The 25,630-nt window shown below is 66.5% G+C and carries 23 protein-coding genes and 1 riboswitch; of the genes, 12 read left to right on the plus strand and 11 right to left on the minus strand.

The window, feature by feature from the left end:
- Positions 1–45: 45 nt before the first annotated feature.
- The 3 genes from QX121_RS04815 to serB all read right to left on the minus strand — a co-directional run bounded on the left by QX121_RS04815 (position 46) and on the right by serB (position 2,405).
- Positions 46–342, minus strand: a complete 297-nt coding sequence (locus tag QX121_RS04815; protein WP_315771696.1) for a metalloregulator ArsR/SmtB family transcription factor — start codon at positions 340–342, stop codon at positions 46–48.
- Between the two features lie 460 nt (positions 343–802).
- Positions 803–1,066, minus strand: a complete 264-nt coding sequence (locus QX121_RS04820) for a hypothetical protein (protein ID WP_315736882.1) — start codon at positions 1,064–1,066, stop codon at positions 803–805.
- Between the two features lie 448 nt (positions 1,067–1,514).
- Complete coding sequence (serB, locus tag QX121_RS04825; protein WP_315811308.1) at positions 1,515–2,405, minus strand: phosphoserine phosphatase SerB; 891 nt, start codon at positions 2,403–2,405, stop codon at positions 1,515–1,517.
- A gap of 3 nt (positions 2,406–2,408) precedes the next feature.
- On the opposite strand from serB, the gene miaA reads away from it, so the two are divergent.
- From miaA to ilvC, 8 genes are all read left to right on the plus strand, one after another.
- Positions 2,409–3,329 carry a tRNA (adenosine(37)-N6)-dimethylallyltransferase MiaA gene (miaA, locus tag QX121_RS04830; protein ID WP_315778690.1) on the plus strand — a complete coding sequence of 307 codons (921 nt, stop codon included), beginning with the start codon at positions 2,409–2,411 and terminating at the stop codon, positions 3,327–3,329.
- A 14-nt stretch (positions 3,330–3,343) separates the two neighbouring features.
- Positions 3,344–3,625, plus strand: a complete 282-nt coding sequence (locus QX121_RS04835) for a FitA-like ribbon-helix-helix domain-containing protein (RefSeq protein ID WP_315778689.1) — start codon at positions 3,344–3,346, stop codon at positions 3,623–3,625.
- An 805-nt stretch (positions 3,626–4,430) separates the two neighbouring features.
- Positions 4,431–6,200, plus strand: a complete 1,770-nt coding sequence (locus QX121_RS04840) for an acetolactate synthase 3 large subunit (RefSeq protein ID WP_315778685.1) — start codon at positions 4,431–4,433, stop codon at positions 6,198–6,200.
- A gap of 224 nt (positions 6,201–6,424) precedes the next feature.
- Entirely contained in the window at positions 6,425–7,408 is a 984-nt protein-coding gene (locus tag QX121_RS04845) for a threonine dehydratase (protein WP_315811309.1), read from the plus strand.
- Positions 7,409–7,583: 175 nt separating this feature from the next.
- Positions 7,584–8,126: an acetolactate synthase small subunit gene (gene ilvN, locus QX121_RS04850; protein ID WP_315736889.1), complete on the plus strand. Its 543-nt coding sequence runs from the start codon at positions 7,584–7,586 to the stop codon at positions 8,124–8,126.
- Positions 8,127–8,129: 3 nt separating this feature from the next.
- On the plus strand, positions 8,130–8,819 hold the full coding sequence (locus QX121_RS04855; RefSeq protein ID WP_315778683.1) for a class I SAM-dependent methyltransferase: 690 nt from the start codon (positions 8,130–8,132) through the stop codon (positions 8,817–8,819).
- Positions 8,820–9,048: 229 nt separating this feature from the next.
- Positions 9,049–9,654 carry a LysE family translocator gene (locus tag QX121_RS04860; protein ID WP_315736891.1) on the plus strand — a complete coding sequence of 202 codons (606 nt, stop codon included), beginning with the start codon at positions 9,049–9,051 and terminating at the stop codon, positions 9,652–9,654.
- A 150-nt stretch (positions 9,655–9,804) separates the two neighbouring features.
- Positions 9,805–10,824 (plus strand): ketol-acid reductoisomerase, encoded by a 1,020-nt coding sequence (ilvC, locus tag QX121_RS04865; RefSeq protein WP_315736892.1) that lies wholly within the window; start codon positions 9,805–9,807, stop codon positions 10,822–10,824.
- Between the two features lie 82 nt (positions 10,825–10,906).
- On the opposite strand, the gene QX121_RS04870 is transcribed toward ilvC, so the two are convergent.
- The 3 genes from QX121_RS04870 to QX121_RS04880 form a co-directional block, all read right to left on the minus strand.
- Positions 10,907–11,485, minus strand: coding sequence for a hypothetical protein (locus QX121_RS04870; RefSeq protein WP_315811310.1), 579 nt, complete (start codon positions 11,483–11,485; stop codon positions 10,907–10,909).
- 70 nt (positions 11,486–11,555) lie between these two features.
- A complete protein-coding gene (locus QX121_RS04875; RefSeq protein ID WP_409999308.1) occupies positions 11,556–13,637 on the minus strand; it encodes a TonB-dependent receptor plug domain-containing protein in 2,082 nt (693 codons plus the stop codon).
- Positions 13,638–13,732: 95 nt separating this feature from the next.
- A riboswitch (cobalamin riboswitch) is annotated at positions 13,733–13,951 on the minus strand.
- A gap of 188 nt (positions 13,952–14,139) precedes the next feature.
- Positions 14,140–15,252 carry a DUF2336 domain-containing protein gene (locus tag QX121_RS04880; protein WP_315796360.1) on the minus strand — a complete coding sequence of 371 codons (1,113 nt, stop codon included), beginning with the start codon at positions 15,250–15,252 and terminating at the stop codon, positions 14,140–14,142.
- Between the two features lie 536 nt (positions 15,253–15,788).
- Here QX121_RS04880 and QX121_RS04885 point away from each other — a divergent pair.
- Together QX121_RS04885 and QX121_RS04890 are read left to right on the plus strand one after the other, a co-directional pair.
- Positions 15,789–16,646, plus strand: coding sequence for an SDR family oxidoreductase (locus tag QX121_RS04885; RefSeq protein ID WP_315811311.1), 858 nt, complete (start codon positions 15,789–15,791; stop codon positions 16,644–16,646).
- Positions 16,646–16,954 (plus strand): hypothetical protein, encoded by a 309-nt coding sequence (locus QX121_RS04890; RefSeq protein WP_315811312.1) that lies wholly within the window; start codon positions 16,646–16,648, stop codon positions 16,952–16,954. The genes QX121_RS04885 and QX121_RS04890 overlap by 1 nt, the downstream gene beginning before the upstream one ends.
- Positions 16,955–16,985: 31 nt before the next feature.
- Here QX121_RS04890 and QX121_RS04895 read toward each other — a convergent pair whose 3' ends face one another.
- Both QX121_RS04895 and QX121_RS04900 read right to left on the minus strand, forming a co-directional pair.
- Positions 16,986–17,627 carry a response regulator transcription factor gene (locus QX121_RS04895; protein WP_315811313.1) on the minus strand — a complete coding sequence of 214 codons (642 nt, stop codon included), beginning with the start codon at positions 17,625–17,627 and terminating at the stop codon, positions 16,986–16,988.
- Positions 17,624–19,033: a sensor histidine kinase gene (locus QX121_RS04900; RefSeq protein WP_315811418.1), complete on the minus strand. Its 1,410-nt coding sequence runs from the start codon at positions 19,031–19,033 to the stop codon at positions 17,624–17,626. Before QX121_RS04900 ends, QX121_RS04895 begins: the two co-directional genes overlap by 4 nt.
- Positions 19,034–19,222: 189 nt before the next feature.
- Here QX121_RS04900 and QX121_RS04905 point away from each other — a divergent pair, with 189 nt between their 5' ends.
- Together QX121_RS04905 and QX121_RS04910 are read left to right on the plus strand one after the other, a co-directional pair.
- Positions 19,223–20,155, plus strand: coding sequence for a DUF2380 domain-containing protein (locus QX121_RS04905; protein ID WP_315756353.1), 933 nt, complete (start codon positions 19,223–19,225; stop codon positions 20,153–20,155).
- Positions 20,156–20,345: 190 nt separating this feature from the next.
- Positions 20,346–22,055, plus strand: a complete 1,710-nt coding sequence (locus tag QX121_RS04910; protein ID WP_315811314.1) for a sulfatase-like hydrolase/transferase — start codon at positions 20,346–20,348, stop codon at positions 22,053–22,055.
- Positions 22,056–22,103: 48 nt separating this feature from the next.
- Here QX121_RS04910 and QX121_RS04915 read toward each other — a convergent pair whose 3' ends face one another.
- The 3 genes from QX121_RS04915 to QX121_RS04925 all read right to left on the minus strand — a co-directional run bounded on the left by QX121_RS04915 (position 22,104) and on the right by QX121_RS04925 (position 25,629).
- Entirely contained in the window at positions 22,104–23,327 is a 1,224-nt protein-coding gene (locus tag QX121_RS04915; protein ID WP_315811315.1) for an ABC transporter substrate-binding protein, read from the minus strand.
- Between the two features lie 32 nt (positions 23,328–23,359).
- Positions 23,360–24,346: a tripartite tricarboxylate transporter substrate binding protein gene (locus QX121_RS04920; protein WP_315811316.1), complete on the minus strand. Its 987-nt coding sequence runs from the start codon at positions 24,344–24,346 to the stop codon at positions 23,360–23,362.
- A gap of 86 nt (positions 24,347–24,432) precedes the next feature.
- A complete protein-coding gene (locus QX121_RS04925; protein ID WP_315811317.1) occupies positions 24,433–25,629 on the minus strand; it encodes a CoA transferase in 1,197 nt (398 codons plus the stop codon).
- Position 25,630 lies beyond the last annotated feature (1 nt).

A 25,630-nucleotide genomic window follows, 5' to 3' on the forward strand; every position in this document is an offset into this window, starting at 1 on the left:
TCGCAGCCGATGCCGATCCGTCAGGGTAGGTTGAAGCTTCGGTTTTCATGCTGCGCTCCTGTCCGGCTCAGGCATGGCCGCCATGACGGCGTCGAGGATGGCGCGCCGATCGGGCGTCAGGTCAGGGCTCAGCCGATACCGGACCCACTGGGCGTCACGGCGGTCGATGACGAGACCTGCGGCCTTGAGGGCGGACATGTGCCGGCTCATGCGCGATGCGCTGGCTCGGAGCTGCTGCATGAGCTCGCAGACGCAATGCTCGCCGCCGTCCCAAAGGATGCGCAGGGCGGCGAGACGGGTCGGCTCGGCCAGAGCGACGAGCAGCGGGACGGGATCGGACATGGCGGCGATATATGCGTATTTTCGTATTTGCGCAATAGCGCATATAATGGTTATGGATATGCGGTTTGACCGGCAATCGGCGCGGCGCGCGGCGTCAGGCTGACAATGGCTGGGTGATGCATGGCCCGCGCGGCGACGCCCTGCGAGATCCAGGTTGGGAAATTAGGCGAGCTGCTTGGCGTCAGGCCAATGCACGCGCAGGATGGTCTTGCCGCCGGCGGCCGGAATGTCCGTGCGACTGGTCTCGACGACGCGGCCGCCGAGCGGGGCATGAAAGCGGAGAGCGGCGATGTTGGCCTCGAAGACCCAAAGGTGCAGCGGGCTGGGCGTCTGGGCTGTCCGCGGAGCGGATGTCCAGGATCTTCACCACGCGCGACGCCACGCGTTTTCTCGGATAGGGAGCGCGGCCTCGCCGAGCGAGACGCGCGCTGCCTATGTGACGATGGGTTGCTCGCGTCGCTCAGTTGCGAACGCTGCCCACGGTGGTCGGAGCGACGAGAGCGGCGCTGCGACGGTGCTGGGCGAGCACGGCGAGCTGGTGCGGGGAGGCGGCGCTGTCCGCGGCGATGGTCTGCTGCGCGGCGGATGCACCGACGACAGAAAGCTGGTGCGGGGTGGCCGGCAGCGCGCCGACTTCGTAGCTCGGCAGCTCACCGGCGACAGCCGCGCCGGTCAGCAGCGCGAGGGCAAGAAGAGAGCCGGGAATGATGTGCTTGATGGTCATCGGGAGGTCCTTTTGTGACGATGATCGATTGCATCGCGTGCAATCGCTTTCGTTTCCTTGGACACTCCCTAGCCTTGTCAGCTTTATATGCGCTGCAGCATGATTTGACAATTCATCGATTGGTGATGCGGTTAAAGCGACACTGCGCGCCCCGCCTTGATGCGGAGGGCGAATGATCTGATCTGCGATCTGAGATGAGATTGGAATGAAGTTACGTGCGAGTGCATAGGATTGAAATAAAATCCTAATGATGTGCTGATCAGGCTTTTCGTAACGGCTTTGCTTGCCTTGCGTCCGACTCTGGATTGCTTCGCTGCGCCGCTGCGCTCGCAATGACGGCCTGGCGGCTGCCCATGAATGCGTCCTCTCTCACAACAAGGGGAGAGGGCGCCGTATTGCGCTTCGCTTGCACGCGTCGTTTGACATCCGCGCCACGGCGGCGGCTCTGTCAGTCGACGAACTGATCGCGCGTGTAACCTTGCGCATAGAGCAGGGCGGTGAGGTCGCCGTGGTCGATGCGGGCCGAGGCGGCGGCCGAGACCGCGGGCTTGGCGTGATAGGCGACGCCGAGACCGGCCGCCTCGATCATGCCCAGGTCGTTGGCGCCGTCGCCAACCGCCAGGGTGTCGATCTCGTCGAGATCGAACGACTCGCGCAGTTCGATCAGGGTGGCGAGCTTGGCGTCGCGGCCGATGATCGGCTCGCGCACATCGCCCGTGAGCTTGCCGCCATCGATGATGAGCTCATTGGCGCGGTTCTCCTGGAAGCCGATCTTGGCCGCGATGGCGCTGGTGAACAGCGTGAAGCCGCCGGAGATCAGGCAGGTATAGGCGCCGTTGGCGCGCATGGTCATTACCAGATGACGGCCGCCCGGCGTCAGCTTGATGCGTTTGGTCAGGACCTCGTCGACGACGCTCACCGGCAGGTCCTTCAGCAATGCGACGCGCTCGCGCAGCGCCGGCTCGAACGCGATCTCGCCGCGCATGGCGCGCTCGGTAATGGCGGCGACGCGCGGCTTCAGCCCGGCGAAGTCCGCGAGCTCGTCGATGCATTCCTGGCCGATCATGGTGCTATCCATGTCGGCGAGAAAAAGCTTCTTGCGCCGGACGGCTTCGGGCTGCACGACGATGTCGATCGGCATGTCGCCGCGCAGGTCGCGCAGGCGCGCCTCGAGCTTGTGGACCTCGCCGTCGTGGGCGAAGGGGATGTCGATCGCGACCTCGTCGAACAGCCAGCGCGGCGTGCCCGGCGAGGGCAGCACGGCCAGGAAGGCCTCCACGATCGTGGTATCAAGCGCGGGATCGGCGGGATTGCAGATGAAGGTGGCGACGAGAGACATCAGGTGACTTTGCCAGGGATCAACAAAGCCGTGCTTATCGCAGGGCCGACCGCCAGCGGCAAGTCGGCGCTGGCGGTGGAACTTGCGCAAAAAGCGGGCGGGGTCGTCATCAACGCCGATTCCATGCAGGTTTACCGTGACCTGAGAATCCTGACGGCGCGGCCAACACCTGACGACGAGGCTGATGTGCCGCACCGGCTCTACGGCCATGTCGACGCAGCCGTGAACTACTCGGCCGGCCACTATGTCCGGGATGCCGCGGTCGTTCTTGCCGAGGCGCACGCGGCCGGGCGGCTGCCGATTTTCATCGGCGGCACCGGGCTGTACTTCAAAGCGCTGACACGGGGATTGGCGGCGGTCCCGCCCGTCCCTGACGAGGTCCGAGACGCGGTGCGCCTGCGGCTCGACCGCGACGGGGTCGAGGCGCTGCATGCCGAGCTGGCGCGGCGCGATCCGGCGGCGGGCGCGCGGCTGAACGTGCGCGACCGCACCCGCGTCGCCCGCGCGCTGGAGGTGATCGAAGCCACCGGTCGGCCATTGGCCGAGTGGCATGCCGAGACCACCCCGCCGCTGCTGCCGGAGGGCAGCTATCGGGCGCTGTTCATCGCGCCGGAGCGCGAGACGCTCTATGCGCGGATCGACGCGAGGTTCGATCTGATGCTGGATCGCGGCGCGCTGGAGGAGGTTGAACAGCTGGCGGCCCGCGGGCTCGATCCGCTGCTCCCGGCCATGAAGGCGCACGGCGTGCCGGCGCTGATCCGTTATCTCCGCGGGGAGATCACGCGGGAGGAGGCGGCCGTCATCGGCAAGGCCGACACCCGCCATTATGCCAAGCGGCAGTTCACCTGGTTCCGGCATCAGCTGCCGGAGTTCGGGTGGATGACGCCGGAGCAGGCGCGGGCGTGGGTGGCGTCAGCCGAGTGAAGGAGGAGATCACGATGGCAGATATTCTGATCCGTGACGTCGACGAGACCACAATGAGCTTGCTGCGCCGCAGGGCCGAGCTGCGGGGCCTCAGCTTGGATGCCTATCTGTTTGAGATACTGGAGAAGCTTGCGCGCGAGGAAGCTGGTTCCGCCGATGACGATGAACCGTTCGGCAGTTGGCTATTCTCAATTTCGAGGCCCGGCGTCGACTTGGATGAAGAACTACGGCGTCTTCGGGAGCCCCGCAGCACGCTTCGATCATTCCAGGCCCCGCAGCGGGAGGACGGGACTTAAGGTTCTGTGAACCCTACTAATGCGGGGCAAGGACCTCCACATCGCTACCCGTCCTTGCGAAGCTCATGGCTAACAACCATCCTGGTGTGTGGTTGGTCTCAGAGGAGGAGGCACCCTTGGGAACCAAGAACGACGGACAATCGATGCAGTTCGAGTTTTATGGTCGCGCTGCGGGCCAGGATCGAAAGCATTTCCGCCTTGGGACAAGTATGGGAATACCGGGTCCAAACTATTTCGCGGATGTCCGTGGATTCGCAAATGAGCAGGTGATTCATGATGCCATTGCTGGCTCTTTGGACCCCAAAGATATTGAACACGTCCTAACTGAGTTGCTGGACTCTCGTAAGCTTGCCCGAGAGTTCATGTGGTTTCGCTTGAAAATGAGGGAGAATGCCCCGAGGTCTTAGAACGAGAAGTGCAGACGTTGCCCCGGAGTGACGGCCGGGGGCTCATTTACCGCTCGCCGAACGGAAAATTCCGCGTTAACATTACAAAATCGCGCTGACGAGCCGGCTTTGCCTTGACATTGGGGCATCGCTGGCTATCTTTCGCGCAACCTTTGGGAAGTTAGATCGGCACCATGCGCAACATTATTACCGCCATCCTTATTGTAGTCGTACCCAGGCGCATCGCCGGGGATGGCTAGCGGCCATCCATGATCCGAGCGGTGCGCAGGGCCTTCCAGGGCCCTTTTTTATTGCCCGGAAGCCGTCGAACCGACCAGCCGAGCCACTGACCGAAGCCATCCGCTAGACCCGACCGACCAAGACGACAAGCCGCTGACAGAAGCGATCCGGAGCCTGCCATGACCGACAAGAGCCACGATCCGAACCAGATGACCGGCGCCGCGATGATCGTGCGCGCGCTCATCGACCACGGCGTGCAGCACCTCTTCGGCTATCCCGGCGGCGCGGTGCTTCCGATCTATGACGAGATCTTCCAGCAGAGCGAGGTTCAGCACATCCTGGTCCGCCACGAGCAGGGCGCCGGCCACGCCGCCGAAGGCTATGCGCGCTCGACCGGCAAGCCCGGCGTCGTGCTGGTGACCTCGGGCCCCGGCGCCACCAACATGGTGACCCCGCTGGCCGACGCGCTGATGGACTCGATCCCGCTGGTCTGCATCACCGGCCAGGTGCCGACGCACCTGATCGGCAACGACGCCTTCCAGGAGTGCGATACGGTCGGCATCACCCGGCCCTGCACCAAGCACAATTGGCTGGTCCGCAACGTCAACGATCTCGCAAAAGTGCTGCACGAGGCGTTCTACGTCGCGACCACGGGCCGTCCGGGTCCGGTCGTCGTCGACGTGCCGAAGGACGTGCAGTTCGCGACCGGAACCTATCATCCGCCGCGCAAGTCGGACGTGCACATCTCCTACGCCCCGCGCGTCAAGGGCGATGCGACGCAGATCCGCAAGGCGGTGGCGCTGCTGGCCGGCGCCAAGCGGCCGGTGATCTATTCCGGTGGCGGCGTCATCAATGCGGGGACCGAGGCCTCGAAGCTGTTGCGCGAGCTGGTCGAGGTGACGGGCTTCCCGATCACCTCGACCCTGATGGGGCTGGGCGCCTATCCGGCGTCGGGCACCAACTGGCTCGGCATGCTCGGCATGCACGGCACCTACGAGGCCAACATGACGATGCATGATTGCGACGTCATGCTGTGCGTCGGTGCGCGCTTCGACGACCGCATCACCGGCCGCACCGACGCGTTCTCGCCGAACTCGAAGAAGATCCACATCGACATCGATCCGTCCTCGATCAACAAGAACATCCGCGTCGACGTGCCGATCATCGGCGATTGCGGCGATGTGCTCGCCGACATCCTGCAGGTGTTCAGGGCCGAGGCGAAGAAGCCCGACATCAAGGCGTGGTGGCAGCAGATCGCCACCTGGCGCGCGCGCAACTCGCTCGCCTTCAAGCCGAACCGCGACGTGATCATGCCGCAATATGCGATCCAGCGGCTGTTCGAGCTGACGCGCGGGCGCGACACCTACATCACCACCGAGGTCGGCCAGCACCAGATGTGGGCGGCGCAGTTCTACGGCTTCGAGGAGCCGCACCGCTGGATGACCTCGGGCGGGCTCGGCACCATGGGCTACGGCCTGCCGGCCGCGATCGGCGTGCAGGTGGCGCATCCCGACAGCCTCGTCATCGACATCGGCGGCGACGCCTCGGTGCAGATGACGATGCAGGAGATGTCGACGGCCGTGCAGTACGAGCTGCCGGTCAAGATCTTCATCCTCAACAACCAGTACATGGGCATGGTGCGGCAGTGGCAGCAGCTCCTGCACGGCAACCGCCTGTCGCATTCCTACTCGGAGGCGCTGCCGGACTTCGTCAAGCTGGCAGAGGCCTATGGCGGCGTCGGCCTGCAGGTGTCTAAGCCCGGCGATCTCGACGGCGCGATCAAGGAGATGATCTCGGTCAAGAAGCCGGTGCTATTCGACTGCCGCGTCGCGGCGCTGGAGAACTGCTTCCCGATGATTCCGTCCGGCAAGGCGCACAACGAGATGATCCTGCCGGCGGAAGCGTCCGATCCGGCCGCGGCGTTCGCCGGCGGCAAGGCGCTGGTGTGAGGACTGATCGTGAGGGCGATGCCAACCCAACACTCCGCTGTCATCGCCCGGCTTGCCGCCTTCGCTAAAGCTTCGGCGCGCCCTGAACGCGCGGCCTCGTCGAAGCCTTGGCGAAGACGGGACCGGGCGATCCAGTACGCCGCGGCCACCATGAGTCCTACGACGGCGACGGCGTACTGGATGCCCGCTTTCGCGGGCATGACAGCTGTGATCAGGAGGCGGCCGTGTTCACACTAGCCGAGCTCGAAGCCGCCCACGCCATCGTCGCGGCCGCGGTGCCGGCGACGCCGGCGCATGCGTGGCCGCTGCTGGCGCAGCGGCTGGGGACGCATGTCGTCGTCAAGCACGAGAACCACACCCCGGCCGGCGCCTTCAAGGTGCGCGGCGGGCTGGTCTATGTCGACAACCTGAAGCGCACGCATCCCGGCGTTCGCGGCCTGATCACCGCGACGCGCGGCAATCATGGCCAGAGCGTTGCGTTTGCCGGCCGTCGCAACGGCCTGCCGGTGACGATCTATGTGCCGCATGGCAATTCGGTCGAGAAGAACCGCGCCATGGCGGCGTTCGGTGCCGAGCTGATCGAGCACGGCAGCGACTTCCAGGAGGCGCGCGAGGAGGCTGGCCGCCACGCCGCGCGCGACGGCCTGCACATGGTGCCGTCGTTCCATCCCGATCTCGTGCGCGGCGTCGCCACCTACGCGCTGGAGCTGTTCCGCAGCGCGCCCGATCTCGACGTGCTCTACGTCTCGATCGGGCAGGGCTCGGGCATCTGCGGCTGCATCCTGGCGCGTGATCTCTTGGGCCTGAAGACCGAGATCGTCGGCGTGCAATCGACCGAGGCGCCGTCCTACGCGCTGTCGTTTGCGGCCCGCACCGTCGTGACGACCAACAGCGCCGATACGCACGCCGACGGCCTTGCCACCCGCAGTCCCGATGCCGATGCGCTGGCGATCATTCTTAAAGGCGCCTCGCGCATCGTGCAGGTCAGCGACGCCGAGATCGCCGAGGCCGTGCGCATTCTCTGGACCGACACCCACAATCTCGCCGAAGGCGCCGGCGCGGCACCGCTCGCAGGTGCCTTGCAAGAAAAGGGCAGGCTCGCCGGCAAGCGCGTCGGCCTGGTGCTCACGGGCGGCAACATCGATCTCGACCTGTTCAGGCGCTGGGTGCTGCCGGCGGCCACGCATGCCGAAGCGGGGGCCGCATGAGGAACTCGCAACTCGCCACAAACACCGCCGTCATACCCGGGCTTGACCCGGGCATCCACGAACCGCGCGCTCGACGCTCGACGTGGATGGCCGGGAGCGCAGACAAGTCTACGCAGTCTGCGCAAGGCAGACTGCTATGCCCGGCCATCACGGCTGAAATCCTATGGGGACACCAATGAACCAGCCAGCATCGGCCTATTTCATGGAAGAGCGTCACGATCCGAACGAGACGCACACGCTTGCGGTGCTGGTCCAGAACGAGCCGGGCGTGCTCGCGCGCGTCATCGGCCTGTTCTCGGGCCGCGGCTACAACATCGAGAGCCTCACCGTCTCCGAGACCGAGAGCCAGAAGCATCTGTCGCGCATCACCATCGTGACGACCGGCACGCCGATGGTGATCCAGCAGATCAAGCACCAGCTCGACCGCATGATCCCGGTCTACCGCGTCGTCGACATGACGCTGACCAAGCGCGCGATCGAGCGCGAGCTCGCGATGGTCAAGGTGCGCGGCACCGGCGAGCCGCGCGTCGAGGCGCTGCGGCTGGCGGATGCGTTCCGCGCCCGGGTGATCGACGCCACCACGGAAAGCTTCGTGTTCGAGATCACAGGCAATACCGACAAGATCACGCAATTCATCGATCTGATGCGTCCGCTCGGCCTGGTGGAAGTCGCCAGGACCGGCATTGCGGCGATCGGGCGGGGATCGGAAGGGATGTGAGCCATGCTGGCGCGCGACTGGTACTACAACGAACGCAACCGGATCGGGCTCGACCATGCCGTGGCCTCGATCTATGGCTCGGGCGATGATGCCGACGAGCGCGCGCGCGCCGCTCTGAAGATGCTCGGCGTCAAGCCGGGCTGGCGGGTGGCCGACATCGGCTGCGGCAACGGCGTGCTGGCGACAGAGGCGGCGCTGCTGGGCGCGGTGGTCGACGCCATCGACATCTCGCCGGCGATGCTGGCGCTGACCCGGATCTACAGCCGCGACCGCCGTACCGCGGTGCGGATGCATTCGGCGGGGCTGCTGTCGTTCGCCTATGAGGCTGCGACCTACGACCTGATCGCCAGCGAGTTCACGCTGCACCATCTGCCGGACTTCTGGAAGGCGGTGGCGCTGGCGCGGATCTTCGCGGCGCTGAAGCCCGGCGCGCAATTCTTCCTGCGCGACATCGTCTATGTCAGCATGCCCGACGGCGCCGAGCGCTCGGTCGAGCAGTGGGCGGACTTCAACATCAAGAACCACGACCTCGCTCGCGACAGCGTCATCACCCACATGCGCGACGAGAACTCGACCTTTGCCTGGGTGATGGAGCGCATGCTCGCCGAGGTCGGATTCGTGACCGTATCCGCCGACTACCACGCGCCGATGCACGCGACCTATGTGCTGCAGAAGCCGGCGGGGCAGGGCTAGGCGCTGATGCTTGTGCGCGACGGTGAGGTGGGCACGCTGCCACCCTCCCCTGGAGGGGGAGGGTCGGCTCACATCGCGCGAAGCTGCGATGTGAGCCGGGGTGGGGTGATGCCTCCACGCCGGAGCTATGTCTGGGGCCCACCCCACCCCGATCGCGCATTGCATGCGCGATCAACCCTCCCCCTCCAGGGGAGGGTGAAGAGTCGTCGTGCGGAGAGAACTCATTAGAATGTCCCAGCAGCTCCTCATCGCCTTCGTCACCTTCGCGTTCGTGATGGCGTTCACGCCAGGGCCGAACAACATCATGCTGCTGTCGTCGGGCGTGACCCATGGCTTCCGCCGCACGGTGCCGCACATGATGGGCGTCAGCTTCGGCTTCGCCTTCATGGTCGGGGCCGTCGGCTTCGGCCTCGCCACGGTGTTCATCTCCTATCCGGTGCTGCAGGAGGTGCTGAAATATCTCGGCGCCGCCTACCTGATCTATCTCGCCGTGGTGATCGCGTTCTCCGGATCGGCCAAGCCGGATGACGACACGACGCCGCGCGGCCCGATGTCGTTCTGGGGCGCAGCGCTGTTCCAGTGGGTCAACGCCAAGGGCTGGGTGATGGTGATCAGCACCATCACCGCCTATGCCGCGATCGCCAGCTTCCCTGCCAATGTCGCGCTGCAGGTCGGGATCAGCTTCGTGATGGCGATCGGCTCGACCATTACCTGGACCCTGTTCGGCACCGCACTGCGGCCGCTGCTGAGTTCCGAACGCGCGGTGCGCGGCTTCAACATCCTGATGGCGGTGCTGCTGCTCGCCTCGCTCTATCCCGTCTTCATGGACGCATGAGGGAGGCGGCCGCCATGCGAGATCGGGGTTTCCAACCACGCCCAAAATGCTCTAGACACGGGCCGGATTTCGTCCGGGCGCAGCCGCCCGTGCCTCACCCAAGCGTCTGACTTTTCAGCCAATTCCGGCCATCTCAAAGAGGAAACGACAATGCGTGTCTACTACGATCGCGACGCCGATCTGAACCTGATCAAGGGCAAGAAGGTCGTCATCGTCGGCTACGGCAGCCAGGGCCACGCCCACGCGCTCAACCTGAAGGATTCCGGCGTCAAGGACGTCGCGATCGCGCTGCGCAAGGGCTCGGCTTCGGCCAAGAAGGCCGAGGGCGCCGGCTTCAAGGTGATGGAAGTCGCCGAGGCCGCCAAATGGGCCGACCTGGTGATGATGCTGACCCCGGACGAGCTGCAGGGCGACATCTATCGCGAGCACCTGCACGACAACATGAAGCAGGGCGCCGCGCTCGTGTTCGCCCACGGCCTCAACGTGCATTTCAACCTGCTCGACCCGCGCCCCGATCTCGACGTGCTGATGATCGCCCCGAAGGGCCCCGGCCACACCGTCCGCTCCGAGTACCAGCGCGGCGGCGGCGTGCCCTGCCTGATTGCGATCGCCAAGGATTCCTCGGGCAACGCCCATGACCTCGGCCTGTCCTACGCCTCGGCGATCGGCGGCGGCCGCGCCGGCATCATCGAGACCACCTTCAAGGAAGAGTGCGAGACCGACCTGTTCGGCGAGCAGGCGGTGCTGTGCGGCGGCCTGGTCGAGCTGATCAAGGCCGGCTACGAGACCCTGACCGAGGCCGGCTACGCCCCGGAGATGGCCTATTTCGAGTGCCTCCACGAGGTGAAGCTGATCGTCGACCTGATCTATGAAGGCGGCATCGCCAACATGAACTACTCGATCTCCAACACCGCCGAATATGGCGAATACGTCACCGGTCCGCGCATCGTCACGGCCGAGACCAAGGCGGAGATGAAGAAGGTGCTCGGCGACATCCAGTCCGGCCGCTTCGCACGTGACTGGATGCTGGAGAACAAGGTCAACCAGACCTCGTTCAAGGCGACCCGCGCCAAGCTCGCCCAGCATCCGATCGAGGAGGTCGGCGCCCGGCTGCGCGACATGATGCCCTGGATCAAGAAGGGCGCGCTGGTCGACAAGAGCAAGAACTGAGTTCGCGCAGGACTTGCTGAGAATTGAGAACGGCGGGCCGAGGCCCGCCGTTTTTGTTTGGTAGGTGAGTCCTTAGGCTGTTTCAGGACGTCGCGCGGCGTGAGGCCAGCGGCGCGAGCAGGCGGACGATCTCGCTGACAGCGACCAGGCCGACGAGCCAGGCGGCGCTGGTCAGGCCGAGGCGGGCGACGATCGGGAGCGTGAAGCTCGCGGCACCGCCGAGCGCGGGCGTGGCGGCCAGCAGCACCAGCTCATACGCCGTGTAGGCGCCCAGCAGGGCGGCGGCAAAGGCGAGCGGAGCCGGGCTTGCGCGCAGAGCCTGCAGCACGCCCCGGGCCGTGGCAGTGGCGCTGAGCGCGGCGGCGCCGATCATCGCGCCCCAGGCCAGCGTGTTGGCATCGACCGGATAGTGCAGGGCGCCGAAGCCGATGCCCTGGTTGACCAGCCAGGCGCCGAGCATCACCGGCAGCGCCGTGCGCAGCGAAAGCATGGCGGCCGCAATCACGGCGAAGGCCGCAAACGGCGTCGCGCAGGCGAACACGAAGCTCGCCAGCGCACAGGCGGTCGTCAGCAGCGCGAAACAAAACGCGGCTGCATGCCGCGGCGGGACGGGCGCGAGGCGAGCCTCGGAACCAGAGGGGGCGAGGACGTCGAGAGTCATGGAACATCTCCTGTTGTTGCAATTGTAGTCCAGTTTTGAGGCGGCTGTCAGCCGCTTCGGGAGGTCTGCATCACTGCACGCCGAAGCTCGCGAGCCGGATGCCGCCGAACACGCCGAAGCCGGGTGCCAGGAAGCCGGTCGGGTTCTGGGTGTGACGGTTGAACAGGTTATCGATCCGGCCAAACACCTTGACCTGGTCGGACAGCGCGTAGTCGCCGCGCAGGTTCACGAGCGCATAGCCGGGTGCGACGAGGCCGGTGGTCATGCCGTCGCGGCTGACATCGAGCCAGTCGCCGACCCGCAGCAAGGTGGCCGACAGGCTCAGCGCATCGATCGGCAGCCAGGTGGCGGTGGCGCTCCATTTCTCCTTCGGCCGGCGCAGCAATTGCTGGCCGGTGGCCGCGTCGACGGCGCGGGTGAAGGTGTAGTCCGCGCGCAGCGATATCCGATCGGTGAGCCGCGCCGTCACGAAGCTCTCGGTGCCTTCGGTGGTGGCGAGGCCGACATTGGCGTAGGAGGTGAAGGTCGCGTTGAAATTGATCAGGTTGGTGATGCTGTTGTGGAAGTAGGTCGTGCCGAAGCGGACGCGATCGTCGAACAGCGGCTGCTCGAAACCGGCATCGTAGCCGGCGCTCTGCTCCGGCCGGAGGTTGGGATTGGCGAAGAAGTTGAACGCCGGGAAATCCTGGTGCAACTGGCTCAAGGTCGGTGCCTTGAAGCCGGTGCCGTAGCTCGCCTTCAGCTTGGTCTCGGTGACCGGCAGGATCACCGCCGGCGCGATCCGGTAGGTGCCATGGCCGCCGAACTGGTCGTTGACGTCGTTGCGCAGGCTCGCCACGACGAACCAGCGCTTCGCGAACTCGGTCTGCAGCTCGACGAAGCCGGCCTTGTTGCCGTTCTCGGCCGAAAGGTCGGTGGTCTTCAGCCGTTCGGTCTGCTGCTCCAGGCCGACGATCAGGTTGTTGCGCGGGGCGAGCTCGGTCACCGCGTGCCAGTCATATTTGATGCGCTCGCCGGTCGCGACCGCGGCGACGGGATTGCCGGCCGTCAGATCGGACGACCAGTTGTTCACATAGTTGACGCCGAAGTAGTTCCTGATGCGGCCGCCGAGCAGCGACCATACGGCTTCCTCGCGCGTCGCCAGTTGATGGATGGTGTGGTTGCTCTGGGCGGCGTCGGGAAAGCTGGGAAAGCCGCTGTCGCCGGTGAACAGCAGGGTGGCGTCAGTGTAGCGGACCACCGAATTGAGCGTCCAGGCCTCGTTGAGATCGACGCCGAGCTTGGACGAGGCGGTGACGTTGTCGTAGGCGTTGCCGATGGCCTTCTGCCCCGCAGGCAGCAATTGCCACGGGGTCACCGGAACGTCACCGGCGTGCAGACGCGCGACGTTGACTGCGTAGTTGACATTGTCCTGGGAGCCGCTGACGCCGGCTGACTGGTTGAAGGTCTTGAACGAGCCGCTCTCGATCGAGGCGGTCGCCCGCGCAGGTCCGTCGCCCTTGCGCGTGATCACCGAGATGACGCCGCCGATGGCATCGGAGCCGTACAGTCCGCTCTGCGGCCCGCGCAGCACCTCGAGCTGCTGGATGTCGGCGGCGAGCACATGCGCGAAATCGAACGCGCCGTTGCCGTTGGTGACGTCGCCTGCGTCGATGCCGTCGATGATGAGCTTGGTGTGGTTGGCATTGGTGCCGCGCATGAAGACGTTGGTCTGGCCGCCCGGGCCGCCGGCCTGCACGATGTTCAATCCGGGGACCGTGCTCAGGATGTCCGGCACGGTGCGGGCCTGCTGCGCGGCGATATCCTTGTCGGTCACCACGGTGATCGCATTCGCGACGTTGGCGACCGGCGTCACAACGCCGGTCGGGCTGACGGCGACGGGGGCGCTGGCCGGCGCTGCCGGCTTTGCAGCCGGCGTCTGCCGTCGCGCGGCGTTGCGGGTTGGAGAACCGCCGGACACCGCCGGCCCTGCGGCAACCGGCTTGCGCGGCGCGTCAACCTCGACCGGCGGCAAAAGGTTGGGGGAGGCGGATTGCTGCGCGGCTGCCGGGAAAGCACCGAGCAGCGCAAACGACGCGAGGACGCAGAGCGACGACAGAACGGCGCGATGCCGCCTGGCATGGGGAACGGGAGACACGAGTGACCTCGGCATGACGTCAGTGGCACGTCACCGCGAACGAGGTCTCACGCAGACCTTTGCAGACCTGCCTGAAAACGATGCCAATAACGCCCCGACCGGCATCCTCGCGTGTGACCACGGCTGACGGCAGGTCTCCTGGCTCGCGGGTCATCACCTCCACGTCGCCTTCCCGGGACCGAGATTTCCCAGTGGCCTATGACGCGAGATTCGCCGCTTACAGTTGCGGGGGCAGCTGCGGCCTTCGATCACGTCTCTTGCGAGACGCATCCGGCACCGCATTCCCTTTTGAGCCCCGGTCGAGGGGCACCGTCACGATCACCGTAGGAGTGCGGGCGCACCAAAGTCAATCCGGCGCCCGGCGATCTCCTGGCGATAACGCTGGCCGGTCGGCTTGATGATGCCCGGCCGCCTGCGACAACCATAGCTGTCGTCCCCGCGTTCGCAGGGACGACAGCGGAGTATGAGGAGGCTCGCGAGTCGTTGCTGATGAGGATTGCGTCTTGTGAGCACCCGCTCACTTCTCGACCTTGTTATGCACCATCCAGAACCGCAGCGTGCGCTGGGCGGTGTCGAGCGACAGCCGGGCATAGTCGCGCTCGGCGAGCTTCAGGGTGTCGCTGTCGATGGCGTGCTTGATCGGCCGGTGGGTCAGGATCTTCGCCACCACCGACCAGGCCAGCCTGGCGGCACGGCAGGGGATCAGCACGATGTCGGTGCGCGGGCCCTCGAGCACCTTGGCCATCATCTCGGTCGGGACGTTGTTGAGCAGGCCGAGTGCGGCGGAAACCTCGCCGAAGCGGCGGGTCTCGGCGAAGAAGGCGATGGCGGCATCGTTGAGCTCGTTCAGCCCCTTCATGCGCTTGACGGCGTCTTCGGCGAGCGTGAAGTCGCGGCCGACCAGGCCGCCGTCGCTGCGCGCGACGTCCGCGATGGCCTTGAGGATCTTCTTGATCTCCTGCTGCAACGCCGGCGGCGCCGAGGACATCAGCTTGGCGCGCACGGCTTCGGTGGCGCGGCGCAAGAGGTCGCGCAGGTGCTTGGTGGGCAGGTCGACGCGCAGCCCGATGATCTCGGACAGCTCGTCGTCATCCGCGGCATGCGCCATCATCCCGGAATAGCCGGTATCGGAGAAGCGCGCGGTCTGGTTGTTGGCGAGCTTGCGGATGACCCGGCGCTCGCCGCGGTCGACGATGATGTCGGTCACCGCCTCGGTCAGATGCGGACGGCTGGAGATCGCCATCAGGTGATCCTGGCCCTTGGTCGCCGCGACCTCGACCAGCGTATGCTCGGTCAGCCGGCTCGAGTGCATCAGCACGCTCTCGGCCACCGAGATTTCGTCGTCACGGGCGAGCTGCTGGATCAATTCGACGGGCGCGTAGTCGACCGGCGCGAGATGCTTGGAGAGCTCGGCCCGCGCGCGGGTCTCTACTCGCGAGACCAGCATGCACAGCACATTGTCGAACACCTTGATCTGGTCCTCGGTGAGGCGTTCGCCGTCATGCAGGAACAGATTGGTGACCTGGCGCAGCGTGTTGACGCGCTTCGCCGAGGAGCCGCTGCGGACGGCCTCTTCGAGCTCGGTGATGATGGAGTGTTCTGAAGGCGGAAGCTGTTCTGGCTGTGACACGATCGCGCTCGTTTGTCCGGATGGCCGGAGCGACAGCGACGCGCTTGTGATCCCGCTGCAAGGCTCTCGGCCGGAGCAGTTTTCGGCACGGGCGATAACAACGCGTTAGGGTCGGAGGACGTAGTACCCCGGAGAAACACGGATACGGAAAATTAAGGCGATACGCGTAGAGGGGGACGACGAGCTGGAGCGCGGTCTTCCGGAGATTCGCCGGACAGGCGATGGAATGAGGCCCAAACACCTCCCCACAGACCCGGCGACGACAGGCCAGCGAAACGGAAAGGTTAATGATCTCATAAGGTCACAGACCTTCCTTCATCCAGTTTGCTCGCTGCCCTCGATCTCACGTCAGCTGTCATCCTCCCAAGCATTGAAACTTAAATCCCAATCTTGCCGCGGCCATCTTGTTGATGCGCCGCGTGCCGTCTCCCGGTGTTCCGGGGCGGGCTCGGCGGGGATGACCTCGTGCGAAAAATCAGCGCCAGCATCGCGCCGCATCCCGTGCGATAATCGCCGCGCAAATCGTTGAGGTCACCATGAAATCCGTCGTCATCACCGGCGCGTCCACCGGCATCGGCTTGGCCTGTTCGAAGCTCCTGCTCGCGCGTGGCTTCCACGTGTTCGGCAGCGTTCGCAAGCAGGCCGATGCAGACCGTCTGCGCAGCGAGCTCAGCGCCAACTTCACGCCGCTGCTGTTCGATGTGACCGACGAAGCGGCGGTGAAGGCGACCGCCGGCGAGGTGCGAGCGGCGCTCAAGGGCGAGACGCTCGCCGGTCTCGTCAACAATGCCGGCATCGCCGTCGCGGGGCCGGTGACGGAGCTGCCGATCGAGCAGTTTCGCCATCAGATGGAAGTGAACGTCATCGGTCCGGTCATTGCGACCCAGGCGTTCGCGCCGCTGCTCGGCGCCGATCCGGCCATGAAGGGAGAGCGCGGCCGGATCGTGATGATCAGCTCGGTCGCGGGCCGCAACGGCAACCCGCTGATGGCGCCGTATTCGACCTCGAAGCATGCGGTCGAGGGGCTATCCGAGAGCCTGCGCCGCGAGCTGATGCTGTTCGGCATCGACGTCATCGTCATCGCGCCGGGGGCGGTGAAGACGCCGATCTGGGCCAAGGCCGAGGAGGTCGACCTGTCGGCGTACCAGGCCTCGCCGTTCTTCCCGGCGCTGCAGAAGATTCGTGGCTTCATGCTGCATCTCGGCAAGACCGGGCTGCCGGCCGAGACCATCGCCACGCGGGTGGCCGACGCCTTGACCCTGCCGGCGCCCAGGGTGCGCTACGAGATCGCGCCCGATGCTATCAGGCAATGGATCGTGCGGGTGCTTCCGAAGCGGACCGTCGATCGCATCATTGCCAAGCGGCTCGGTCTGACGCCGGTGACCAGGGCCTGATGCCGGCGATGACGACCATCGGCAAGACCCAGGCGGAGCTGACCCGCCTGGTCGAGGAGGAGATTCGCGCGCAGCCGGGGTGCGAGACGGCACGCGTGCCGGCCGTTCATGCGCTCGACGTGCGCAGTGGCCGCAACTGGGAGATCCCGCACGTCGTTCTCGGCGACAGCCTGATCAGCGACGTCGACCGCGCCGTGATGAGCGTGCAGCGCCGGCTCGGGCGCGAGTTTCACCTGATCGATGATCCCGTCACGGAGCCAGCGTCGGAAGCCGCCGCGACGCCGCAGATCGACACCAACGACTCCTGACATTCCTTGCGCTGACGTGAGCCCTGCGGGCTCAGGTCAGCAGGCCCTGCCGCAGCGCCAGCCGTACCAGCTCGATGTCGCTGGCGACGCCGAGCTTGTCCTTGATCAGCGAGTGCAGGTTGGCAACCGTCTTCGGGCTGAGATGCAGCGCTGACGCGATCTCGTCGGTGGTCCGTTCGGCCAGCAGCATCTGCATCACCTCGAACTCGCGCGCGGACAGGACGTCGGCGGCCGCCCGCTCGCCGGACAGCCGGCTGAGCGCGAGCTCGTGATCGATGTCGGGGCTGATCGCGATGCGGCCGGCGAGCACGTCCATGACGGCGCGCACGAGCGTCTCCGGCGGGCTGCTCTTGGTGACATAGCCGCGGGCGCCGGCGCGGATCGCCTGCACCGCGAAGCCCGCATTCTCATGCATCGTGAAGACGAGGATGCGCGCGCTACGATCCCATTGCCGGATGCGGCGGATGCCCTCAATGCCGCCGACGCCCGGCATGGTCAGGTCCATGATGACGAGATCGGGCCTGACCTCCTTGAACAGCCGGTAGGCTTCGGCGCCATCGGCCGCTTCGGCGACCACGTGCAGCCCCGGCTGCTTCTGCAGCATCGACCTGTAGCCCTCGCGGACCACGGCATGGTCGTCGACCAGCAGGATGGTGCCGGCGGGCGCGGTCATGCCGCGCATGCCGCTTGCGGCTGGGTCGGCGCACGCGAGAGATCGGGCAAGGCCGGGACCGGAATCTCGATGCGGAGTCGCGCGCCACCGCCGGAGGTGGCCGCGAAGCTCATCTGGCCTCCCATGGAGGCGACGCGCTCGCGCATGCCGAGCAGGCCCATGCCCGGCTTGTCGGGAGCTTCACCTGCGGGACCGTCGTCTTCGACGGTGAGCACGGTCGCGCTCGCCGGCCCGTCCTGAAGCGTCAGCTGCAGCCGCACGCGCGTCGCTCCGGCGTGCTTGACGGTATTGGTGAGCGCCTCCTGGGCGATGCGGTAGAGGTTGGTGGCGATGATGCCGGGCAGTCGGTCGATGCCGCCCGACAGGCTGATCTCGAAAACGGTGCGGCCGTGCTGCCGCCTGTTCCATCCGGCGACGAGGCCTTCGAGGCTGGCGGCGAGGCCGAGCTCGTCGACATCAGGTGGGCGCAGCCGCATCAGCGCGCCGCGCAACTGGTCCATCATGTCGCTCGCGGTGCGCGCGATGCCGTCGCAATCGCCCACCAGAGCGGGGCAATCCTGCGCCGCGCTGTGACGGATCGACGCCGCGAGCGCCCGGATCGCCGCCAGCGACTGGCCGAATTCATCATGCAGCTCGCGCGCGAGGTTGCGGCGCTCGTCGTCCTCCAGCGCAATCAGGCGCCGGGTCAATTCGCTGCGCTGGGCCAGCGCTGTCTCCAGCCCCTCGGCGAGCTGGTTGAAGGCATCGCGGATCGCCGACAGCTCGGCAAGGTCGAACGGCGGCAGCCGTGCCGACAGATCATGGGCCGCGATCCGCTCCAGCCCGGCGCGGATCAGCCGGGTCGGGCGCAGCGCGCGGGCCAGCGCGGCGTAGGCCAGAATGCACAGCAGCGCCAGCGCCGTCCCGAGCACGGGCAGCAGCCGGCTGAGCTCGCGCCAGGCCTCCGCGGTCATGACGCCGGCATCGGCCCAGACGACGGCATCGCCGGTCGTTTCGCCGCGAAAGCTGACCGGCCGTGCCGCTTCCCGGCCCGGATCGAACAGCCGCCGATACAGCATCGCGAAGGCGCGGGGCGGATCGTCCGTCTGCGCCTCGGCGCCGCCGCAGATGCGCTGCACGATCGCGCCGTCGACGCCGCGATAGGCGATGCACAGGCCCGGTCGCATCGCGGCGGCGGCGACCGCATCGAGGTCGGGAAAGCCGGCCGGCGGGCTGTTGACCCAATGCATCTTGCTTTGCTGCAATTGCAGCGTCCTGGCCGTGATCTCGGCGATCCGCTCATTGCGCGCATGCACCGAGCGGTCGGTGTCGAACAGCACATAGGCGCAGATCGCCCCAAAGCAGAGCGCCGAGACCACCGAGATGCGCAGGGTCAGACGGTATTTGAGGTCGTAGCGGGTCCACATCTTCGGCACGTCCATGGTAGCCCTGCCCGCCGGCATTTAACGGCAGAACCGCCTGGGCCAAAAGCGCTGCGGCCTGGTCGCCGTCACCGTCGTGAAAATTTCCCGTGCCGCGCCGGGACCGCGGCCGCTGCGGCCATAGCGCCGCTGCGTCTAGTTTTGGATCGCCAGACATCGCTGCAGGGGGATCCCATGTCAAACCGTCGCGTCGTCCGTTGTCTCGTTCTCGCGCTTGCTTTCGCGGCCGGTCCGGTCCGCGCCGCCTCCGGCGATGTCCCGGCTGTGCTGGTCGACGATTTCAGCTATCTCGACACGTCCGGCGAGCCGGTCGATCAGACCGCAGCGCATCAGCGGCGGCTGGATGCATTCATCGCCGCGCTCCGCAGCGACGTCGCCGCCGACGCGCGGCTGCGGCCGGTCAGCCCGTCCTGCGCGCCGTCCTGTCCCACCGATGCGTCCCCGGAGGCCCGGCTGCAGATGGCGGCCGCGGCCGGCGCAACCGTCGTGATCACCGGCGGAGTCCAGAAGCTCTCCACGCTGGTGCAGTGGGCGCGCGCCGCGGCCATCGACGTCGCCTCCCATCGGGTCGTCTTCGACAAGGTCTTCACCTTCCGCGGCGACAGCGACGAGGCCTGGCAGCGCGCTGCGATCTTCGTTTCGCGCCAGGTCCGTGACGCACTGGCGCCGCCGGAGCCGATCCGGCTGGCGCTGCTGCCGTTCGAGCTCGACGACACCAGCGCAGGCGCGGCGCTCGGCGAGACCGAATCCGACCAGAAAGGGCTGCAGGAGGCGACCGACGCGGTGCGGCAGCTGCTGGCGCAGTCCGGGCGCTATCGCCTGGTGGACGCGGCCGGCGAGATCAAGCCGGGGCAGCCGGTGCGTGAGTGCGACGATTGCGAGGCCCGGGCGGCCCGCGCCGTCGGCGCCCAGCAATCGCTGCTCGGCATCGTCCGGCGGATCGGCCGCACCGAATACATCATCGGCTTTCGTGTCCGCCAGGCCGACAGTGGCGCGCTCGTCGCCGCCGGTGACAGCGGATTGCGCCTCGGCGCCAACTATTCCTGGAGTCGCGGCGCGGTGCGTCTGGTGCGCGAGCGGCTGCTCGAGACCGGCACCCAGAATTGAAAAAGGCGAGGATCGGTACGCGAGGACGGCAGTGATGCCACCTCTCGTCGTGGCGCGAGACGACACGCCGCCCTCCGTGCAAATCCGGGCTGTTGTGATTTGTGACGATTTCATTACGGTCGGATGACAGGATAGGCTTCCTTGATCTGTCGGCATGCGCCGGCGAAGGGCGCCTGCATTCGACCGCCTGATGTCACTGACCCCGAACGACCAACCGATCACCACGCTCGCCGCGGCGAGCGCAACACGCTCCGCGGCCGTCCGGCTGTCCGCCGTCGCCGCGCCGCATGTCGCGGCGCTGGCCCTGATGCTGCACACCGAGACCGATTTCGGCTCGCGGCTCGGCTTCGTGCTGGCCTGGGGCATCCTGAACTGCTTCTGGCTGGTGCTGCTGCGGCGGCCTGCGGTGTCCGGCGCGTTGGCGCTGACCATGGTCGTGGTGCTGGTGCTGCTGTCGCAGCTCAAGCACGCCGTGGTCCAGATGACGGCGAACTTCGTCGACGTGATGCTGATCGATCACGACAGCGCGGCGTTCCTGTTCACGATCTTCCCGAACCTGAAGCTGTCGGTGCTGGTGGCGGCCGCCGTCGTGCTGCCGCTGATGGGGCTGCTGTGGTGGGCGGATCCGTTCCGGATCGCGCGGCTGCCGGCGCTGGCCGGCAAGCTCGCCTGCCTTGCCGCGCTCACGCTGTATTCGCTCAACTGGCGCGACGAGACCTGGCGCGGCTATTATGACGACGGCTATCTGTCGAAATTCGCCCGCTCCGGCGTCACGGCGGTGTCGGACTTCCTCGCCAACGGCTTCATGGAATCCGACGCCACGGCTGATCGAAGTCTGGCTGCCTTCGTCCCAGATTCCTGTCATCCGGCCGGACGGCGCCCGAACATCGTGCTGATCCACGACGAATCCAGCTTCGACATCCGCTCGGCGCCAGGCATCAAGGTGCCGGATGGCTATGGCAGCCATTTCAAGTCGTTCGACGGCAAGGCGCGGCAGTTCATGGCCGAGAGCAATGGCGGACCGAGCTGGTTCACCGAGTACAACGTGCTGGCCGGCTTGTCGTCGCGCTCGTTCGGCCGCTTCGCCTATTTCGTGACCCGGATCGCGTCCGGCCGGGTCGAGCGCGGCCTGCCGCTGGCGCTGCGCAATTGCGGCTACGACACGGTGTCGCTCTATCCCGCGCAGGGTGCCTTCATGAGCGCGCGCAGCTTCCAGACCACGGTCGGCGTCGATCGTTTTCTCGACGCGCGCGATCTCGGCGCCAAGGGCGTCGAGCCCGACGGCTTCTTCTACGATGCCGCGCTCGATCTGATGCAGCACCGGCCGCGCGGAAAGCCGCTGTTCATGTTCGTCTATCTCGCCGCCAACCATTTCCCGTGGGAGACGACGTTCCGGCCCGACCTGACGCCGTCCTGGCGAGCGCCCGGCAATCTGCCTTCGATCGATGAGTATCTGCGCCGCCAGGCGATGAGCGCGACGGACTATCAGCGCTTCCTCGCCAACCTGAAGAAGCGCTTCGGCGACCAGCCGTTCCTGATCGTGCGCTACGGCGATCACCAGCCGGAGTTCTCGCCGCACATTCTCGATCCCAAGCTCGACGAGGCCGGCATCGGCGAGAAGCTCGAGAGCTACGATCCACGCTATTATCAGACCTATTACGCCGTCGATGCCGTCAATTTCGAGCCGCGCCAGAGCGCGGTCGTGATGGATCGGATCGACGCCGCCTATCTGCCGCTGGTCACGCTCGAAGCCGCCGGCATTCCACTCGATCCGTCCTTCGCCGAGCAGAAGGACATCATGCTCCGCTGCAAGGGCGTGTTCTACGCCTGCGGCGACGGCGCCGAGGCGCGCCGCTTCAACCGCATGCTGATCGACGCCGAGCTGATCCGGGGGCTGTGACCGGCCGACGCCAAGGTCGGCCGGGCAACGTGTTTGCAACGCCCGCTGCTACTCCGCCGCCGTGTCGGTGACGATGCCGCCGATGTTCTGCCAGTGGGCGCCGTCGAACTGGATCATCTGCAACTGCTTGTTGACGCGATAGTCCGTCGGCGAGGTCGTGATGCTGATGCCGGGCAGCAGCATGCCGAGCTCGACACGGTTGAGGTTAGTGGCCTGCTTCAGCACGTTCTCTCGCGTCAGCTCGTCGCCGCACTGCTTCAGCACCAGGACCAGGAGCTCAGCGGTGATGTAACCGTAGACGTTGAAGTTCGAGCCCTTGTCGCCGTCGGGATAGTACTTCTCCATGAAGGCGAGATAGCGCTGCACGCCGGGGTCGTTCTTGAAGCCCTCCTCGAGCGGGTCCTTGACGTAGCCGACGCTGATCAGGCCCTTGGCATTCTCGAGCCCGGCGGGCTTCAGGGTGGCGCCGAGCGAATTGGCATTGATGTCGACGATGTGGACCGGCTTCCAGCCGAGCTCGGCGACCTTCTTGATGGCCTGCGCCGCCTGCTTCGGCGTCGAGGCACTGAACAGCAGATCGGCGCCGGCGTCCTTCAGCTTCAGGATGTGAGAATCGATCGTCGGCTCGGTGATCTCGTACGACGATTCGGCCACGATCATCTTGGCGGCCTTGTCGCCGAGCCCGGCCCTGAGGCCGGCGAGATAGTCGCGGCCGAGATCGTCGTTCTGGTAGAGCACGCCGATCTTGGCGTCGGGATGGGTCTTGAGGATGTACTGGCCGTAGATGCGGCCTTCGACGACGTAGCTCGGATTGAAGCCCATCGTCCAAGGAAAGTTCTTGGGATCGGTGAAGCGCGAGGCGCCGGTGGCCGCGAACAGCTGCGGCACCTTCTTCGTGTTGAGATATTTCTGCACGGCGACGTTCGGCGCGGTGCCGATGATCTGGAACGTCAAGAGCACCTCGTCGCTCTCGACCAGCTTGCGCACCTGCTCGACCGTCTTCGGCGGCGAGTAGGCGTCGTCATACTGGATCAGGTTGATCTTGCGGCCGTTCACGCCGCCCTGGTCGTTGATCATCTTCATATAGGCGGCCTGCGCCTTGCCGATGGTGGCATAGGCCGACGCCGGGCCGCTCAGCGGCACGGTCTGCCCGACCTTGATCTCGCTGTCGCTGGCGCCGGTATCGTACTTCTTCTCGGCGGCCAACGCCGGCGCGGTTGCCGCGAGCGACAGCAGAGCAAGCGCGGCCAGCGCAGTGGTCCCAATCCTCATCACATCCACTCCCTGAATATCTTTTGTGAAACTCACTCGGCCTTGATGGCGGCGTCGCGGATGACCGCGCTCCACTTCTTGGTTTCGTCGGCGATGAACTGGCCGAACGCTGCAGCGTCGCGCGGCTGCGGATCGAGCCCCTGGGCGAGCAGCTTCTGCTTCACCTCGGGGGCTGCGAGATCGGCGAGAATCTCGCGCGACAGCCGGTCGACGATCGGCTGCGGCGTCGCGCTCGGCGCCATGAAGCCGTACCAGCCCGACGCCACCACGTTCGGCAGGCCCTGCTCGCGCAGGGTCGGCGCCTGCGGATAGATCGCGCTGGGCTCGGTGGCGGCGACGCCGAGCACGCGGAACTGGCCGGCCTGGATGTAGGGCAGCGCGGTGCTGATCGCGGTCAGCGTCGCATCGACGCGGCCGGCGAGCAGCTCGGTGTAGGCCATCGAGTCGCCGCGGAAGGGAATGTTGAGGCCGGTCACCTTGGCGTCGCGGAACAGCAGCTCGGCGGCGAGATGCGGCTGCGAGCCGGCGCCCGGCGAGGCGAAGGTCAGGCCCTCGGGCTTGGACCTGCCGTAGGCGATGAGCTCGGCCAGCGTCTTGAACGGCGCGTTGGCGCTGATCATCAGGAAGATCGGCGCAACGACCGTGCCGGCCACGGGGCGCAGGTCCTTGACCGGATCGTAGGTCAGCTTGCCGAACAGCGCTTCGGCGGTGACATAGGGCGCGGCGGCGTAGAGCAGGGTGTAGCCGTCGGGTGCGGCGCGGGCGACGAGGTCGTTGGCGATGCGGCTGCCGGCGCCCGGCTTGTTCTCGATGATGAACTGCTGGCCGAGATGGTGCTCGAACTCCAACGCCAGGAGGCGCAGCGAGATGTCGCTGGCACCGCCCGCGCCATAGGGACAGATCAGCCGCACCATGCGGGTCGGCCAGTCGCCCTCGGCGCGTGCGAGAGGGCCGTTGCCCAGCGCCAGCGCGGCTCCTGCGCCGAGCAGGCCGCGGCGCGTCATCGTCGGTTGTCTCATCGCGCGTCTCCCTGTCTGCTGCATCCGTTGTCCGGGCTGCTCCGGCGCGTTCTTCGCCGCGCCTTGTCGTCTTTGCTCGCGCCGCGTCAGATCACCTTCCTGCGGGCGAGATCGTCCATCTCCTGGTCTGATAGTCCGAGCCAGCCCTGGTAGACCTCGCGGTTGTCCTGGCCGACGTCGCCGGCGGCATGGCGCAGCGTGGCGGGATCGTTGCCAAAGCGCGGCACGACGTTCGACATCGCCACCGAGCCGAAATCGCGGTCGGGCACGCGCGTGATCATCTCGCGCGCGATCGCCTGCGGATCAGTCGCGATCTGGTCGATCGCGTAGATCGGCGCGATCGTTCCCTTGGCCGCGGTGAAGCGGGCGACGACACCATCCAGGTCATGCGCGGCGCACCAGGCGGCGAAGATCGCGTTGAGTTCGGCGGCATGCGTCACCCGCGACGCGTTGTCGGCGAAGCGTGGATCGTCGATCAGGTCGGGACGATCGATCGCGCGGCAATTGGCGGCGTAGAGCGCGTTGGTCGAGCCGGCGAGCGTCACCCAGCGATCGTCGCGGGTGCGATAGACCGCGGCCGGCGCCGAGTAGCCGTTGGCATTGCCAATCCGGCTGCGGCTGAAGCCGAGCTGGTCGTGCTCGACCGGCAGCACGTCGAGCAGCCGGAACACAGCCTCCGTCAGCGCCAGGTCGATCTCCTCGCCCGGCGCCTCGGGATCAACAGCCCGCTTCCACAACGCCGCCAGCACGCCGAGTGCGCCGAACGCGCCGCCGATGGCATCGCCGATCGGATAGCCAGGATGGGTCGGCTCGCCCTCGGCCTCGCCGGTGATGTAGGTGAGCCCGCCCATCGCCTCGAAGATGCGGGCAAAGCCCGGACGGTCGCGGTAAGGCCCGTCCTGGCCGAACGCGGTGGCGCGCAGGATGACGAGGCGCGGCTGGATCGACCACAGCACCTCTTTCGTCAGCCCCCAGCGGTCGAGCGTGCCCGGGCGGAAGTTCTCGATCAGGACGTCGAAGCGCGGCAGCAGCCGCTTGAACAGCGCGAGCCCCTCCGGCGTGCGCAGGTCGAGCGTCGCGAGGCTCTTGTTGCGGTTGGCGGTCTTCCACCACAGCGGCTTGCCGTCCTTGAACGGCGGAAAGGTGCGGACACCGTCGCCATGGCCCGGCATCTCGATCTTCAGAACCTCGGCGCCGTAGTCGGCGAGCAGCGTCGCCGCGAACGGTGCAGCGATGATCGTCGCGATGTCCAGAACGCGCAAACCCTGGAGTGGCCCGGCCATG

The sequence above is a fragment of the Bradyrhizobium sp. SZCCHNR2028 genome (assembly GCF_032380995.1).
Classification (GTDB): Bacteria; Pseudomonadota; Alphaproteobacteria; order Rhizobiales; family Xanthobacteraceae; genus Bradyrhizobium.

What these genes read in the sequence shown, in the direction of transcription:
- QX121_RS04840 (WP_315778685.1), top strand. Translation starts at nt 4,431, where the DNA reads ATGACCGACAAGAGCCACGATCCGAACCAGATGACCGGCGCCGCGATG.
- QX121_RS04815 (WP_315771696.1), bottom strand. Translation starts at nt 342, where the DNA reads ATGTCCGATCCCGTCCCGCTGCTCGTCGCTCTGGCCGAGCCGACCCGT.
- QX121_RS04885 (WP_315811311.1), top strand. Translation starts at nt 15,789, where the DNA reads ATGAAATCCGTCGTCATCACCGGCGCGTCCACCGGCATCGGCTTGGCC.
- QX121_RS04875 (WP_409999308.1), bottom strand. Translation starts at nt 13,637, where the DNA reads ATGCCGAGGTCACTCGTGTCTCCCGTTCCCCATGCCAGGCGGCATCGC.
- QX121_RS04920 (WP_315811316.1), bottom strand. Translation starts at nt 24,346, where the DNA reads ATGAGACAACCGACGATGACGCGCCGCGGCCTGCTCGGCGCAGGAGCC.
- QX121_RS04820 (WP_315736882.1), bottom strand. Translation starts at nt 1,066, where the DNA reads ATGACCATCAAGCACATCATTCCCGGCTCTCTTCTTGCCCTCGCGCTG.
- QX121_RS04915 (WP_315811315.1), bottom strand. Translation starts at nt 23,327, where the DNA reads ATGAGGATTGGGACCACTGCGCTGGCCGCGCTTGCTCTGCTGTCGCTC.
- QX121_RS04900 (WP_315811418.1), bottom strand. Translation starts at nt 19,033, where the DNA reads ATGTGGACCCGCTACGACCTCAAATACCGTCTGACCCTGCGCATCTCG.
- ilvC (WP_315736892.1), top strand. Translation starts at nt 9,805, where the DNA reads ATGCGTGTCTACTACGATCGCGACGCCGATCTGAACCTGATCAAGGGC.
- QX121_RS04910 (WP_315811314.1), top strand. Translation starts at nt 20,346, where the DNA reads ATGTCACTGACCCCGAACGACCAACCGATCACCACGCTCGCCGCGGCG.
- QX121_RS04890 (WP_315811312.1), top strand. Translation starts at nt 16,646, where the DNA reads ATGCCGGCGATGACGACCATCGGCAAGACCCAGGCGGAGCTGACCCGC.
- QX121_RS04895 (WP_315811313.1), bottom strand. Translation starts at nt 17,627, where the DNA reads ATGACCGCGCCCGCCGGCACCATCCTGCTGGTCGACGACCATGCCGTG.
- QX121_RS04835 (WP_315778689.1), top strand. Translation starts at nt 3,344, where the DNA reads ATGGCAGATATTCTGATCCGTGACGTCGACGAGACCACAATGAGCTTG.
- QX121_RS04855 (WP_315778683.1), top strand. Translation starts at nt 8,130, where the DNA reads ATGCTGGCGCGCGACTGGTACTACAACGAACGCAACCGGATCGGGCTC.
- serB (WP_315811308.1), bottom strand. Translation starts at nt 2,405, where the DNA reads ATGTCTCTCGTCGCCACCTTCATCTGCAATCCCGCCGATCCCGCGCTT.
- ilvN (WP_315736889.1), top strand. Translation starts at nt 7,584, where the DNA reads ATGAACCAGCCAGCATCGGCCTATTTCATGGAAGAGCGTCACGATCCG.
- QX121_RS04860 (WP_315736891.1), top strand. Translation starts at nt 9,049, where the DNA reads ATGTCCCAGCAGCTCCTCATCGCCTTCGTCACCTTCGCGTTCGTGATG.
- QX121_RS04925 (WP_315811317.1), bottom strand. Translation starts at nt 25,629, where the DNA reads ATGGCCGGGCCACTCCAGGGTTTGCGCGTTCTGGACATCGCGACGATC.
- QX121_RS04870 (WP_315811310.1), bottom strand. Translation starts at nt 11,485, where the DNA reads ATGACTCTCGACGTCCTCGCCCCCTCTGGTTCCGAGGCTCGCCTCGCG.
- QX121_RS04905 (WP_315756353.1), top strand. Translation starts at nt 19,223, where the DNA reads ATGTCAAACCGTCGCGTCGTCCGTTGTCTCGTTCTCGCGCTTGCTTTC.